Origin of the sequence: Pseudomonas sp. J452, from assembly GCF_024666525.1 — a bacterium.
Taxonomy (GTDB): Bacteria; Pseudomonadota; Gammaproteobacteria; order Pseudomonadales; family Pseudomonadaceae; genus Aquipseudomonas.
Genome location: NZ_CP088294.1, coordinates 2,616,493 through 2,629,581, shown reverse-complemented (window position 1 = coordinate 2,629,581; position 13,089 = coordinate 2,616,493). Strand labels below are relative to the sequence as shown.

Below are 13,089 nucleotides of genomic sequence, written 5' to 3'. Positions count from 1 at the left end.
GCGCCTCCATCGTCGTCCGGGAGCCTGCCATGACTGAACAACAACGCCTCGAACTGGAAGCCGCTGCTTTTCGCACCCTGGTCCAGCATCTGCGTTCGCGCCCCGATGTGCAGAACATCGACCTGATGAACCTGGCCGGTTTCTGCCGCAACTGCCTGTCCAAATGGTACAAGGCCGCCGCCGACGACCTCGAAGTAGAGGTCAGCGTCGACCAGGCCCGCGAAGAGATCTACGGCATGCCGTATGCCGAGTGGAAAGCCAAACACCAGAAAGAAGCCAGCGCCGCACAACAGGCCGCCTTCGCCAAGGGAAAACACTGATGAACCTGCAAGACTTCCGCGCCCGCCTGCACAGCGAGCAGTTCCTGTTTGCCGAGACCCTGGCCTTCGTCGCCGCGCACTACGACTACCAGCCCAGCGCCTTTCGCAACGGCAGCGTGGACAACGCCAGCGGCCAGAATGAAGGCTCCTGCAAGACCCTCGGCCTGGCCCTGCTCGAAGGCTTGAGCCTGGAAGAAACCCTGCGCGCCTTCGGCGAGCACTACCGCGCCGTGCTGGCCAGCCCGGACGGCAGCGACCACGGTAATATTCGCGCCCTGCAGGACACTGGCCTGCACAGCGTGCATTTCGAGCACCAGCCGCTCACGCGCAAGGCCTGAGCTGCGCAAAAAGCTGCCCAACTGTAGGCTTTGGCTGACAGACAGCCGCTAGAAAGCCCCGTATTCTGCCGCCATCTGAGTGTCGGGTGCCTCCAGTAAGGTCGTCAGCAGGATGCTGACGCGAGGCCCCGGCCCTTGAGCCGTGGAGTGCAAGGATGCAACAAAGTCTGGTCTGGAAACCCTGGAGCAACCCGGGCGTCGAGCACCTCAGCCTGGATATCGACAGCCACGGCATCAATGCCAGCAGTCACCTGATGCAGAGCATCCGCGGCAACAGCATTGCCGCCACCTATGTGCTCAAGTGCGATGTGCGCTGGCGCTTCCGCCGCCTCTGGCTGAAAGTCGACAACCAGGGCCAGCGCAGCCTCGATCTGCGTCGCGATATCCGCGGCCACTGGTTCCTCAACGGCGAACTGCGTGAGGATCTCGCCCAGTGCCAGCAGGTCATGCTTTCCGCCTCGCCGTTTACCCACACCCCTGCCCTGCAGCGCTGCGCCCTGGAAATCGGCGAAAGCGAACAGCTGGACGTCGCCTACGTCGATCTGCTCAGCCTGCGCGTGGAAGCCCGCAGCCAGCGCTACCAATGCCTGAGTCACAGTGAAGGCCAAACCCTGTACCGCAGTGAGGCGGAAGGCCATGCCGCCAGCGAACTACTGGTCGACCAGGACGCCCTGCTGATGCGCTCCAGTGCGCAGTACCTGCGCATCAGCTCGCGCACCCTGAGCCTGAATACCCTGGTATGAAAAAGCCCCGCCATCCGCGGTAATGCTGTTCACATAAGAAAACCGCCGCGATATCCGTTCGGATTGCGGCGTTTTTCTTGGTGGCACATGCAGCAGCCATGCAACGGGAGAATGGCTTTACGGCAACACGGACAGTCCCCTCTCCCACTTGTGGGAGAGGGTTAGGGAGAGGGGCGCACCTGACCACTACAAGTGGCCTGCCCTACCCTTTCCCCCGGCCCCTCGGCTTTGGCTTCCTGCGTCGCCCTACCTCCTGCATCCATGCAGTCGTCTCCCGTAAACGGGAGAGGGGAGAAAAGCGCTTAAGTGAACGGTATTACCGCAATCGCGGGGCTTTTTCCTAGCAACGGAAAACGCTTACAAAGCGTCCAGATAGCGCTCCACATCCAGCGCCGCCATGCAGCCGGCACCGGCCGAGGTGATGGCCTGGCGATAGACGTGGTCAGCCACGTCGCCCGCGGCAAACACGCCGGGCACGTTGGTAGCAGTGGCATTGCCCTCGCGCCCGCCATTGACCACCAGGTAACCGTCCTTGAGTGCCAGCTGGCCCTCGAACAACGAGGTATTCGGCGTGTGGCCGATGGCCACGAACAGACCGTCGACCGTTAGCTCTGCGCTGCTGCCATCATTGTTGCGCAGGCGCACGCTGGTAACGCCCATATCGTTGCCCAGCACTTCATCGACTTCGGCATTCAGCTTGAGCACGATCTTGCCTTCGGCGACCCGCGCGCGCAGCTTGTCTTGCAGAATCTTCTCGGCGCGGAACGTCTCGCGGCGGTGCACCAGGGTCACCTTGCTGGCGATATTGGCCAGGTACAGCGCCTCCTCCACCGCCGTGTTGCCGCCACCGACCACTGCCACTTCGCGATTGCGGTAGAAGAAACCGTCGCAGGTGGCGCAGGCGGACACGCCCTTGCCCATGAACAGCTCCTCGGACGGCAGCCCCAGGTAACGGGCGCTGGCGCCCGTGGCGATGATCAGCGCATCGCAGCTGTAGGTGGCATTGTCGCCGCTCAGGGTGAAGGGCTTGCCGGCCAGGTCCACCGCATTGATATGGTCGAAGACGATCTCGGTCTCGAAGCGCTCGGCATGCTCCTGCATGCGCTGCATCAGCGCCGGGCCGGTCAGGCCATGGGGGTCGCCCGGCCAGTTGTCGACTTCGGTAGTGGTGGTCAACTGGCCGCCGGCCTGCATGCCGGTGATCAGCAGCGGCTTGAGGTTGGCCCGAGCGGCATACACCGCGGCGCTGTAGCCGGCCGGGCCGGAGCCAAGAATGATCACGCGGGAATGACGAATGGCGGACATGGACAACTCCAGGTAATAAAAGAGGGGCCGACCAAAGCACTTGGGGAAGGCTTGAAAGAAGCGGACGGCCCCTGGAAAACGCAACTGTGGCCAGCCTACGCAGTCCGATAGATAGGCCAAAATTTCGTTTCTCAATGCCAGCCATAGAGTCTGGCTATGTGACCCGGAGTCCTATCCATGCATGGCTATACTCAACCTCATCACCGAGCCCCAGCAGTAAACCCGTCATGACTCTGCGCAAACGTCTGTTCTGGTTGTTTGGCCCCCTGCTGGCGCTGGTTCTGAGCAGCGCCTTCGTACTCTCGCAGCAGCTCATCCTCAGTCGTTTCGATCGCCAGGACAGCGCCCTGCTGGACACCGAGGCCAAACGCCTGCGCAGCGTGCTCGACGATGGTCTCAAACACGCTCTCGACCTGGTGCACGGCTACGCAGAGTGGGATGACAGCTACGTATTCATGCAGGATCGCAACACCGACTTCATGCGCAGCAACATGGATACCGAAGCCATGCGCCTGATGGACTTCGACTTCATGGTCTTCCTCGACCGGCAGGATCGGGTCTACGCCGAACAGTGGCAGCCACCGGATCTACCGGAGCTGCTGGTACTCGGCGACCAGCGCCCGAGCGATCACCTGGCGCTGCGCGAAGGTATCCTCAGCCTGAGTAAACGCCTGAAGGGCAGCGGCGAGCTCAAAAGCCAAGTCGTGGTGGTGCATGGCGTCCCCGTGGTGCTGGCCATGAGTCCGATCAGCAACAGCGAAGGCACCCTGCAACCACTCGGCACCCTGATCGCCGGGCACTTCATCGATGGCGAGCGCGCCGAGCAACTGCAGTCCCGGGTCAATGCCGCGCTGCGCCTGCTGCCGCCAGACGGCACGCAGGCGAAATGGCGACTGATCCCCACCCTCAACAACAGCCTCAACCCAATCCATATCAGCCCACGCCGGCTGCTTGATGCCGAGCGCCAGCAGCGGCGCTTGCTGTACAGCAACAACCTCGGCGAGCCCGAGCTGTTGCTGGAGCTGACCAAGGACCGGCGTCTCTATCAGGATGGCCGCCAGACCATCGGCATTTTCCTGCTACTGAGCAGCGCCATCGGCCTGCTCGCCTGGCTGCTGATCTACCTGGGCCTGGAGCGCTGGATCCTGCATCGGGTATCACGCATGAACCACGAGATGGCCGCCATCGGTCCGGACTCCGCGCACCAGCGCCTCAGCGACAGCGGTCGCGACGAGCTCGGCCAACTGGCCGGCGAGGCCAACCGCATGCTCGAGCGCCTGGAGCAAAGCGAAGCCCGCGACCGGCAGATTCTCGATGCCATTCAGGATGGCTACTTCGAGCTGGATGCCAGCGGGGTTATCCTGGCGGTAAACCGCGCGCTCTGCCAGATGCTCGGCTACGGCGCCGAGGAACTGCTGCTGCACCGGTTCGATAACATCCTCAATGCCGACGACAGCCGACGCGCCAGCCAGCTGTTCGCCCAGGCTCGCGACAGTGGCGAGAACGCCACCTTCGCCGCACCCTTCTGCCGCCGCGATGGCAGCCTCGGCTACTACGAAACGCGCTTCTCCCTGGTTCACGACGGCCAGGGCCGCTTCAGCGGCTTTCGCGGCATCCTGCGCGACATCAGCGCCCAGGTGGCGTACCAGAACCAGCTGCTCGACATGGCCTACCGCGACCCGCTGACCGGCCTGGGCAACCGCAAGGCCTTTGCCGAACAGTTGAAGAATGCCCTGGAGCAAGCCCAGCGCCAGCAAGGTCAGCTGGCCCTGCTGTACCTCGACCTCGACCGTTTCAAGGAGGTCAACGACCGCTTCGGCCACGACACCGGCGATGCCCTGCTGCAGAAGATCGCCGAGCGCCTGCGCAATGCCATGCGCCAGCCGGATCGGGTCTATCGCCTGGGTGGCGACGAGTTCACCCTGCTGTTGCAGGATGCCACCTGCGAGATGGCGCTCAAGCTTGCCGAACGCCTGATCGCCGCCCTCAGCACGCCACTGCAGCTGGGCGCGCAGCACATCGACTTTGTTACACCGAGTATCGGTATCGCCCTCTACCCCGAGCACGCACAGGACCCGGAGGGCCTGATCAAGTCTGCCGATAGCGCCATGTACCAGGCCAAGCGCGAGCGCAACCGGGCCTGCGTCTACCAGCCCGAAGCGCTTTCTTCAGAGTCGTAAAATCGGTAAGGTCGGCGCGTTAATCAGCCTACCGGAGCTTCACCATGCTCAAACCCGCCCTGTCTGGCCCGCAGTATCTGGGCGAAGGCCTGAAACTGATAATGAGCCCCGGCTTGCGCCTGTTCGTACTGCTGCCGCTGACCATCAACCTGCTGTTGTTCATTGGCCTGATCGTCCTGGCCATGCAGCAGTTCGGCGGCTGGGTCGACACCTTCATGCCCAACCTGCCGGACTGGCTGAGCTTCCTCGAATACCTGATCTGGCCGCTGTTCGTGCTGCTGGTCCTGGTGATCATGTTCTTCAGCTTCACCCTGCTGGCCAATATCATCGCCGCGCCGTTCAACGGTTTCCTCGCGGAAAAGGTCGAAGTGGTGGTGCGGGGCCGCGATGACTTCCCGCCGTTCAGCTGGAACGAGCTGCTGGCCATGATGCCGCGCACCATCGGCCGCGAGCTGCGCAAGCTGGCCTACTTCCTGCCACGCGCCATTCCCCTGCTGATCCTCACGTTCGTGCCGGTGCTCAACCTGATCGCCGCGCCGCTGTGGATTCTCTTCGGCATCTGGATGATGGCCGTGCAGTACATCGACTACCCCTGCGACAACAACAAGGTCAGCTGGGACGACATGCTCGCCTGGCTGCGCGAGAAGCGCTGGCAGAGCTTGGGCTTTGGCGGCGCGGTGTATGTGGCGCTGCTGATCCCCTTCTTCAATATCCTGGTGATGCCGGCGGCGGTGGCCGGGGCCACGCTGTTCTGGGTGCGTGAGCGCGAGAGTCTATCCACGACCTCCTGACTCGCGGCCATACCGCGTTAAAAACGGCTTCGGAAAGCCTCTTGCGGCTAACGCCCATGGGGCGGCCCCGAAGGGGCGAGCGGAGCGAGTCATGCTCATTTACAGATCGTAAACTGCGCTTCCTCAGCCGTTTTTTCCTTGTCTGGCTCTAATTCAGAAGATCGTGAACAGACTCCGAGGCCAGCGCCGTCACAACCCGGTAACCACAGCGTCATCTGCGCTACATGGCAGCAGCCGAAACTGCTGCCATGACTGTCACAAGCCTGCATATCGCTCTCGTCAGCGAAACCTTCCCGCCGGAAATCAACGGCGTGGCCAATACTCTCGGGCGCCTCTGCCAGGGGCTGCAGCAGCGTGGCCACCGCCTGCAGCTGATCCGCCCACGGCAGAACGACGACCAGCAGCGGCGCAGCGACGATGACCTGCTGCTGACCCGCGGCTGGCCGCTGCCCGGCTACAGCGGCCTGCAGTGGGGCCAATCGGCGCTGCACAAGCTGCTGCGCCGCTGGCAGCACAACCGCCCGGACGTGCTGTATGTCGCCACCGAAGGCCCGCTAGGGCTGTCCGCCATCCGTGCGGCCCGGCGCCTGGGCATTCCGGTGGTCAGCGGCTTCCACACCAACTTCCAGCAGTACAGCGGGCATTACGGCCTGGGCCTGCTGGCCCGCCTGCTCACCCACTACCTGCGCTGGTTCCACAACCGTACCAGAACCACCCTGGTGCCCAGCGCCAGCCAGAGCCTGGAGCTGCAACGGCGGGGTTTCGAACGCCTGCAACTGCTCGCCCGCGGGGTCGACAGCCAGCTGTTCCACCCGGCGCGACGCTCGGCCGAACTGCGCGCCAGCTGGGGCCTGCATGACGATGACATTGCCGTGCTGCATGTCGGCCGCCTGGCTCCGGAGAAGAACCTGGCCTTGCTGCAGCGCAGCTTCCTGGCCCTGCAGGTACGCTATCCGCAGCAGCGCCTGCAACTGGTGCTGGTCGGCGACGGCCCGCAGCGCGCCCAACTGCAGAGCGCCCTGCCGGACGCCATCTTCTGCGGCCTGCAACGTGGCGAGGAACTGGCCGCGCACTATGCCAGCGGCGACCTGTTCCTCTTTCCCAGCCTCTCGGAAACCTTCGGCAACGTGGTACTCGAAGCCCTGGCCTCGGGCCTGGCCGTGGTCGCCTTCGACCAGGCCGCCGCCGCCCAGCATATCCGCCACGGGCACAGCGGCGCGCTGGCCATGCCCGGCGACGAGCAGGCCTTTATCGACGCCGCCCACTGGCTGCTGGAAGACCGCGAAACCTTGCGTCGGGTGCGCCTCAACGCCCGCCAGCACGCCGGCAAGCAGGGCTGGGCGGCAATCGTCGAGCAGTTCGAAGGACACCTGTTGCAGGCGCGGCTTTCGTAAGAGCGGCTGCAGCCGCGATGCCTGCAAGGCAAACGGCAGCGCGGATAAATCCGCTCCCACAAAGCCCCATGCCGCCAACCGACAGGCATAAAAAAGCCCCGGTGTGCCGGGGCTCGAAGGGTGCACCGGCAAGCCGGCGCACAGGGGTAAAACGGGCTGATCAGACCAGTTGCTTGAGGGCTTCGCGGCTGAACGGCAGGATGTCCTGCTCGCGGCTGTCGCGCACCTTCACCGCCCAGTCCGGGTCGACCAACAGGGCACGGCCCACGGCCACTAGGTCGAACTCCTGCTTGTTCAGGCGCTCCAGCAGGTTTTCCAGGCTGGCCGGCTCGGCGACCTTGTCGGTGTTAACCATGAACTGCAGGAACTCGCCGTCCAGGCCGACGCTGCCCACGGTGATGGTCGGCTTGCCGGTCAGCTGGCGGGTCCAGCCGGCCAGGTTGAGCTCGGAACCTTCGAACTCCGGCTCCCAGAAGCGGCGGGTCGAGCAGTGGAAGATGTCCACGCCAGCGTCGGACAGCGGCTTGAGGAAGGCACCCAGCTCTTCGGCGCTCTGTACCAGGCGCGCGCTGTAGTCCTGCTGCTTCCACTGGGAGAAACGGAAGATGATCGGGAAGTCCGGGCCCACGGCGGCGCGCACAGCCTGGATCAGTTCGATGGCGAAGCGCGAACGCTGGGCCAGGTCGCCACCGTATTCGTCAGTACGTTGGTTGCTGCCGGCCCAGAAGAACTGGTCGACCAAGTAGCCGTGGGCGCCGTGGATTTCCACGCCGTCCATGCCGATGGCCTGGGCGTCGCGGGCGGCCTGGGCGAAGGCGGCGATGACTTCGGCAATGTCCTGCTTGGTCATGCCATGCACGACCACGTTGCCGTCCTTCACTTTCTCGCTCGGGCCAAAGCCCGGCACGCTGGCGTCCGGCTCGGTGCCCAGCTTGCGCACGTTACCCACGTGCCACAGTTGCGGGACGATCTTGCCGCCTTCGGCGTGCACCGCGTCGACCACCTGCTTCCAGCCGGCCAGGGCGTCGGCGCCATAGAAGCGCGGTACGTGCGGGTAGCCGTTGGATGCCTGGTGGCCAACGGTGGTGCCTTCGGTGACGATCAGGCCGACACCACCAGCGGCGCGGCGACGGTAGTACTCGACGACCTGGGCATTGGGCACGCCGCCCGGGGAGAAGGAACGGGTCATCGGCGCCATCACCACGCGGGTCGGCAACTCCAGGTTACCCAGGCGGAACGGTTGGAACAGGGCTTGTACGGGGGCGGTCATGGGGACTCCTCAAGCCGGTCGGTCGACCGGTCGTCTCGTTAATCGGGCTATAAAAAATCAGGGCTGCAGCAGCAGCTCCAGACGGGTGATAAAGGCATCCAGGGCTTGCGTGCTGCGACCGACTTTGAGGCGTGCCAGCACACCCTGCCAGGCGTTGGCGATAAAGCTGGCGAGGTTGGCGCAGTCTTCCTCGGCATGCAGCTCGCCGGCCTGGCGGGCCTGTTCCAGGCAGCTCTGAAGGGTGTCCACCGAGGCCTGCTGAATCGCTTCGACCTGTGCACCGATGGCCGGCAGCAGCTCGCTCATCTCGAAACTCAGGCTGCCGATGAAGCAGTGGTATTCGGCCTTTTCCTGGCGCAGAAAGTGCGCCTGCAGCTCGCGGTAGTAGGCCAGGATGCGCGCTCGCGGGCTCAGCTCGGGATTGCCCAAGGCTTCGGCATAGCGCTGCAGGCGCGGCTGGTAGACGAACTCCAGGGCCTGCAGGGCGAAGTCTTCCTTGCTCGCGAAGTAGTGGTAGAAGGAACCCTTGGGGATGCCCGCCGCCTGGACGATTTCCTGCACCCCGGTGCCGTGGTAGCCGCGGCGGGTCATCACCGCCGAGCCCTTGGCCAGGATCAGGTCACGCTTGTCGAATCGAATGCTGGTGTTCATGGCGGCGAGCATATGACCGGTCGTCTCGCTCCGCCCAGCACTATTGATTTTGGTGATTTAGCCCCAGAAGCCGGCAGGGTGCTGATCGCCGCGACGGTCGGGGGGAAGCGGGTGGATAGGCAGAACGTTATCCACCCGGCCTGATCCTGTAGGAGCCAGCTTGCTGGCGATACGCAGACAGCGTCCCGCTGATCGCCAGCAAGCTGGCTCCTACAAAAGCTTGTGCTGAATACCAGTATCTACCCAGCGTGCTGCAGGCAGGCTTTGGCCAGCCACCGACGTAGGGCGGGTGAAACCCGCGAAAAACCTCAACGCGGGTTTCACCCGCCCTACGCAACTATTGTTTTCGGTGATTAAGCAGCAGAAGCGAACGCGCGCAGAATCTGTTTAGGATTTTTTGAGCTAGAGCCAGGCAAGGCGAAATGGGGACGAGGACGCGGAGTTTACGAAGTGTAAATGAGCAGTCCGAGTCCCCATTTCAACGCAGCATGGCCGACGATCAAAAGATCCTAAATAGATTCTTACAGCCAGGTGACGTGTTGTTCCAAGGGAAAGCGCAGGCGCGGGTTGTACACGCCCTTCTCGCCCTGGCGGCCCACGGCCAGCAGCATGATCGGCAACGCCTGGCGCGGGATGTCCAGCACCTTGCGCAGGCGCACCTCGTCGAAGCCCTCCATCGGGCAGGTGGCGTAGCCGTGGCTCTGGAAGGCCAGCATCAGGTTCTCGGCGGCCAGGGCCGTCGACTTGACCGCCCAGATGCGCATCTGCGCCCGGCTGTTGGGCGTGCGCATCAGCGGCTTGCGTAGCGCGGCCAGGCGCACCAGCTGGCGCTTGCACAGGCCGAACAGGCCCAGCGGGCCCTGGTTGTACTGGAACGGCGCAGTCTTGGCGTAGAAGCTGCGGATGCGCGCCGGCACCTCGGCTTCGGGCCAGTAGTCGACGATGTTCTGGCAGGCCTGGCGCCAGGTATCCGGGCGCGCCAACACGGCGATGATCAGCGGCGCCTTGGCCGCGTTCTGGCTCATGCACACCGGGTGCAGGCGCGCCAGTAGCGCCGGATCACGAATCACCTGGAAGCTCCAGGGCTGCAGGTTGCAGGAGTTGGGCGCGAGCACGGCCAGCTCCAGGCAGTCGCGGATCACCGCCTCCGGCACCGCCTCGTCGGTGAAGCGACGCACCGCGCGGCGGCTTTCGATCAGCGCGCGCAGGGCCGCCGGAGAGGCATGGGCCACGGTTTCGTCATGGGGAAAACTGGTCATCGCGCAGCTCCTCGGCAAGTCAGCCGATTAAGCAGGGCGACGATCCGCTCGACAAGCCATACGGGGGAAACAGCCGGAGCATTGGCGCATTTGCCCGCTATTGGGCACATGCGCCAGGACGATCAACCGAGCGCTTTCTCGATGGCCTGCATCAGCGCCGGATCATCCGGTGTGGTGCGCGGGGAGAAACGCGCCAGCACGCGGCCATCGCGGCCGACCAGGAACTTCTCGAAATTCCAGGTGATGTCGCCGGGGAACTCGGCACCCTCGCCCGCCAGCAGGCGGTACAACGGATGACGGCCGGGGCCGTTGACGTCCAGCTTGCTGCCCAATGGAAAGGTCACCCCATAGTTGAGGCTGCAGAACTCGCGAATTTCCTCTTCAGTGCCCGGCTCCTGGCCGGCGAACTGGTTGCACGGCAGGCCCAGCACGGTGAAACCGCGCTCACGGTACTGCTGGTAGAGGGTTTCCAGGGCGGCGTACTGCGGGGTCAGGCCACACTTGGAGGCGACATTGACCACCAGTACCAGTTGGCCTTTATAGGGCGCGAGGGGCAGATCCTGGCCATCCAGCGCACGCAGATTGAGGTCGTGAAAGGCACTCATGAATAACTCCTTGAGAATGCAAGAGATTCTGCGCAGAGGACAAAAAAGGCGCCCGCGGGCGCCTTTTCCGTTCACTCAGCGTAGCAGCCGCGACCCGCGTTGGAACGACCATAAGTCGTTTTGCAGGGTCATCAATCAGGCTGCCAATAAGAGCTGAAACACGATCTTGCGGATCAGAGAGAGCTGCAGATCGTGAACAGTTCTTAGTGGTGATGACCACCTTCGCCGTGGATATGACCGTGGGCCAGCTCTTCGGCCAGGGCCTCGCGAACGCTAACCACTTTGACCTGGAAGTGCAGGCGCTGGCCGGCCAGCGGGTGGTTGCCGTCGACGATCACGTCGTCGCCGTCGAGGTCACGGATGGTGACGATCTGCATGCCGCCGTCCGGGCCGGAGGCGTGGAACTGCATGCCCACTTCCAACTCGTCGACACCTTCGAACATGCTGCGGTTGAGGGTAGCCACCAGCTCGGCGCTGTATTCGCCGTAGGCATCCACCGGCTCGATGGCCACTTTCAGCTCGTCGCCGGCCTGCTTGCCTTCGAGGGCCTTTTCCAGGCCGATGATGATGTTGCCGGCACCGTGCAGGTACGCCAGCGGCGCGCCACCGGCGGAGCTGTCGATCACCTCACCGGCATCGTTGGTCAGGGTATAGTCGATGGAGACTGCCTTGTTAGTGGCGATCAGCATGAGGTGGGACCTTTTGCAAAAGATTGAAGAACGCGCGAGTTTACCTGTCGGCTCGGTCGAATGCGACCAGAAGCCGGACGGACGGAGCGCACCACCCAGCCAACTGCTGGGCTTCCACCAGGACGAGGAAGGCCACTGGGTGGCAGAACTGTCCTGCGGCCATACTCAGCACCTGCGCCACCAGCCGCCCTGGCAGAAGCGTGACTGGGTGATCGATGCCCAGCAGCGCCAGCAACGCATCGGCCAGCCGTTCGCCTGCGGCTGGTGCCAGGCCGAGCTGGAAGGTAGAGCCTACAAGGCGCCGACAACGGATAAGGAATAAGCATGCCGGCACGCAATATTCTGGTGATCAACTGCGGCAGTTCGTCGATCAAGTTCGCCTTGGTCAACCAGGCCCAACCCGACTTCATCCTCAGCGGCCTGGCTGAACGCCTGGCCAGCCCGGAAGCGGTGCTGCACTGGCAGCATGCCGGCAGCAAGGACAGCCTGCTGCTGCAGGGTGGCGACCACCGCGCCGCCCTCGCCCAACTGCTGCCACTGGTACAGAGTGCCGCTGGCGGTCAGCTGCATGGCATCGGCCATCGCGTGGTGCATGGCGGCGAGCAGTTCACCAGCGCCTGTCTGATCGACCCGCTCAGCCTGCTGGCGATCCGCGCCACCGCGCCGCTGGCACCTCTGCACAACCCGGCCAACCTGCTGGGTATCGAGGCTGCGCTCAAGCTGTTCCCCGAGCTGCCGCAGGTCGCGGTATTCGACACCGCCTTCCACCAGAGCCTGCCCGAACACGCCTTCCGCTACGCCGTACCGGAGGCGCTGTATCGCGAGCATGGCGTGCGCCGTTATGGTTTCCACGGCACCAGCCACCGTTTCGTCAGCCAGCGCGCGGCCGAAATGAGTGGCCTGGCCTTTGCCGACAGCAGCTGGTTGTCGGCGCACCTGGGCAATGGCTGTTCGACCTGCGCCATCGTCAATGGCCAGAGCCGCGACACCAGCATGGGCCTGACCCCACTGGAAGGCCTGGTAATGGGCACCCGCAGTGGCGACGTCGACCCCAACCTGCACGGCCATCTGGCGCGCACCCTGGGCTGGAGCCTGGAACGCATCGACAGTCTGCTGAACAAGGAAAGCGGCCTGCTCGGCCTATCCGGCCTATCCAACGACATGCGCAGCCTGGAGCAGGCGCGTGCCCAGGGGCATGTCGGCGCTACGCTGGCCATCGAGGTGTTCTGCTACCGCCTGGCCAAGTCCCTGGCCGCCATGAGCTGCGCCCTGCCGCAGCTGGACGGGCTGATCTTCACCGGCGGCATCGGCGAGAACTCGCCGTTGATCCGCAGCAAGACGCTGGCGCACCTCAAGCTGTTCAATCTCGCCCTCGATGAAACGGCTAACGCCGCCTGCATCCGCGGCGCCGCCGGGCCGATCCACAGTCCGGGAAGCCCGCGCGTGCTGGTGGTGCCGACCAACGAGGAGCGGCAGATCGCCCTCGACACCCTGAACCTGCTCGGCTGAGCGGCAAGCGCTTCGCGAGCAGAGCTCGCTGTTAC

Annotated in this window: 14 protein-coding genes; 8 read left to right on the top strand and 6 right to left on the bottom strand. The window is 64.1% G+C overall.

Annotation, left to right across the window (positions count from 1 at the left end):
• Positions 1-29 precede the first annotated feature (29 nt).
• From LRS11_RS11905 to LRS11_RS11895, 3 genes are all read left to right on the top strand, one after another.
• On the top strand, positions 30-320 hold the full coding sequence (locus LRS11_RS11905) for a DUF1244 domain-containing protein (protein WP_260493204.1): 291 nt from the start codon (positions 30-32) through the stop codon (positions 318-320).
• Entirely contained in the window at positions 320-658 is a 339-nt protein-coding gene (locus LRS11_RS11900; RefSeq protein ID WP_260493203.1) for a HopJ type III effector protein, read from the top strand. Before LRS11_RS11905 ends, LRS11_RS11900 begins: the two co-directional genes overlap by 1 nt.
• 155 nt (positions 659-813) lie before the next feature.
• The gene (locus LRS11_RS11895) at positions 814-1,401 is read left to right on the top strand and encodes a putative glycolipid-binding domain-containing protein (RefSeq protein ID WP_260493202.1); all 588 of its coding nucleotides are present in this window, start codon (positions 814-816) and stop codon (positions 1,399-1,401) included.
• A gap of 357 nt (positions 1,402-1,758) precedes the next feature.
• On the opposite strand, the gene trxB is transcribed toward LRS11_RS11895, so the two are convergent.
• A complete protein-coding gene (trxB, locus tag LRS11_RS11890; protein ID WP_260493201.1) occupies positions 1,759-2,706 on the bottom strand; it encodes a thioredoxin-disulfide reductase in 948 nt (315 codons plus the stop codon).
• Between the two features lie 227 nt (positions 2,707-2,933).
• Between trxB and LRS11_RS11885 the strand changes: the two genes are divergently transcribed.
• From LRS11_RS11885 to LRS11_RS11875, 3 genes are all read left to right on the top strand, one after another.
• On the top strand, positions 2,934-4,886 hold the full coding sequence (locus LRS11_RS11885) for a diguanylate cyclase domain-containing protein (RefSeq protein WP_260493200.1): 1,953 nt from the start codon (positions 2,934-2,936) through the stop codon (positions 4,884-4,886).
• A 44-nt stretch (positions 4,887-4,930) separates the two neighbouring features.
• Positions 4,931-5,677: a sulfate transporter CysZ gene (gene cysZ / locus LRS11_RS11880; RefSeq protein WP_173208584.1), complete on the top strand. Its 747-nt coding sequence runs from the start codon at positions 4,931-4,933 to the stop codon at positions 5,675-5,677.
• Positions 5,678-5,901: 224 nt separating this feature from the next.
• Positions 5,902-7,071, top strand: a complete 1,170-nt coding sequence (locus tag LRS11_RS11875; RefSeq protein WP_260493199.1) for a glycosyltransferase family 1 protein — start codon at positions 5,902-5,904, stop codon at positions 7,069-7,071.
• Between the two features lie 160 nt (positions 7,072-7,231).
• Here LRS11_RS11875 and LRS11_RS11870 read toward each other — a convergent pair whose 3' ends face one another.
• The 5 genes from LRS11_RS11870 to LRS11_RS11850 form a co-directional block, all read right to left on the bottom strand.
• The gene (locus tag LRS11_RS11870; RefSeq protein WP_260493198.1) at positions 7,232-8,341 is read right to left on the bottom strand and encodes an NADH:flavin oxidoreductase; all 1,110 of its coding nucleotides are present in this window, start codon (positions 8,339-8,341) and stop codon (positions 7,232-7,234) included.
• Between the two features lie 57 nt (positions 8,342-8,398).
• Positions 8,399-9,004: a TetR/AcrR family transcriptional regulator gene (locus tag LRS11_RS11865; RefSeq protein WP_260493197.1), complete on the bottom strand. Its 606-nt coding sequence runs from the start codon at positions 9,002-9,004 to the stop codon at positions 8,399-8,401.
• Between the two features lie 509 nt (positions 9,005-9,513).
• Positions 9,514-10,251 carry a nitroreductase family protein gene (locus tag LRS11_RS11860; RefSeq protein ID WP_260493196.1) on the bottom strand — a complete coding sequence of 246 codons (738 nt, stop codon included), beginning with the start codon at positions 10,249-10,251 and terminating at the stop codon, positions 9,514-9,516.
• Positions 10,252-10,373: 122 nt separating this feature from the next.
• A complete protein-coding gene (locus LRS11_RS11855) occupies positions 10,374-10,856 on the bottom strand; it encodes a glutathione peroxidase (RefSeq protein WP_260493195.1) in 483 nt (160 codons plus the stop codon).
• Positions 10,857-11,059: 203 nt separating this feature from the next.
• The gene (locus LRS11_RS11850) at positions 11,060-11,545 is read right to left on the bottom strand and encodes a peptidylprolyl isomerase (RefSeq protein WP_260493194.1); all 486 of its coding nucleotides are present in this window, start codon (positions 11,543-11,545) and stop codon (positions 11,060-11,062) included.
• Here LRS11_RS11850 and LRS11_RS11845 point away from each other — a divergent pair.
• Both LRS11_RS11845 and LRS11_RS11840 read left to right on the top strand, forming a co-directional pair.
• Positions 11,514-11,867, top strand: coding sequence for a DUF3565 domain-containing protein (locus LRS11_RS11845; RefSeq protein WP_260493193.1), 354 nt, complete (start codon positions 11,514-11,516; stop codon positions 11,865-11,867). The two genes, LRS11_RS11850 and LRS11_RS11845, sit on opposite strands and share 32 nt — an antisense overlap.
• Before the next feature lie 2 nt (positions 11,868-11,869).
• Positions 11,870-13,054 (top strand): acetate kinase, encoded by a 1,185-nt coding sequence (locus LRS11_RS11840; RefSeq protein WP_260493192.1) that lies wholly within the window; start codon positions 11,870-11,872, stop codon positions 13,052-13,054.
• The last annotated feature ends 35 nt before the right edge of the window (positions 13,055-13,089 follow it).

Excerpts from the sequence above, each read along its gene's own strand:
- LRS11_RS11855 (WP_260493195.1), bottom strand. The coding sequence starts at position 10,856 with ATGAGTGCCTTTCACGACCTCAATCTGCGTGCGCTGGATGGCCAGGAT.
- LRS11_RS11865 (WP_260493197.1), bottom strand. The coding sequence starts at position 9,004 with ATGCTCGCCGCCATGAACACCAGCATTCGATTCGACAAGCGTGACCTG.
- trxB (WP_260493201.1), bottom strand. The coding sequence starts at position 2,706 with ATGTCCGCCATTCGTCATTCCCGCGTGATCATTCTTGGCTCCGGCCCG.
- LRS11_RS11875 (WP_260493199.1), top strand. The coding sequence starts at position 5,902 with ATGGCAGCAGCCGAAACTGCTGCCATGACTGTCACAAGCCTGCATATC.
- cysZ (WP_173208584.1), top strand. The coding sequence starts at position 4,931 with ATGCTCAAACCCGCCCTGTCTGGCCCGCAGTATCTGGGCGAAGGCCTG.
- LRS11_RS11895 (WP_260493202.1), top strand. The coding sequence starts at position 814 with ATGCAACAAAGTCTGGTCTGGAAACCCTGGAGCAACCCGGGCGTCGAG.
- LRS11_RS11840 (WP_260493192.1), top strand. The coding sequence starts at position 11,870 with ATGCCGGCACGCAATATTCTGGTGATCAACTGCGGCAGTTCGTCGATC.
- LRS11_RS11850 (WP_260493194.1), bottom strand. The coding sequence starts at position 11,545 with ATGCTGATCGCCACTAACAAGGCAGTCTCCATCGACTATACCCTGACC.
- LRS11_RS11900 (WP_260493203.1), top strand. The coding sequence starts at position 320 with ATGAACCTGCAAGACTTCCGCGCCCGCCTGCACAGCGAGCAGTTCCTG.
- LRS11_RS11845 (WP_260493193.1), top strand. The coding sequence starts at position 11,514 with ATGGAGACTGCCTTGTTAGTGGCGATCAGCATGAGGTGGGACCTTTTG.
- LRS11_RS11870 (WP_260493198.1), bottom strand. The coding sequence starts at position 8,341 with ATGACCGCCCCCGTACAAGCCCTGTTCCAACCGTTCCGCCTGGGTAAC.
- LRS11_RS11905 (WP_260493204.1), top strand. The coding sequence starts at position 30 with ATGACTGAACAACAACGCCTCGAACTGGAAGCCGCTGCTTTTCGCACC.
- LRS11_RS11885 (WP_260493200.1), top strand. The coding sequence starts at position 2,934 with ATGACTCTGCGCAAACGTCTGTTCTGGTTGTTTGGCCCCCTGCTGGCG.
- LRS11_RS11860 (WP_260493196.1), bottom strand. The coding sequence starts at position 10,251 with ATGACCAGTTTTCCCCATGACGAAACCGTGGCCCATGCCTCTCCGGCG.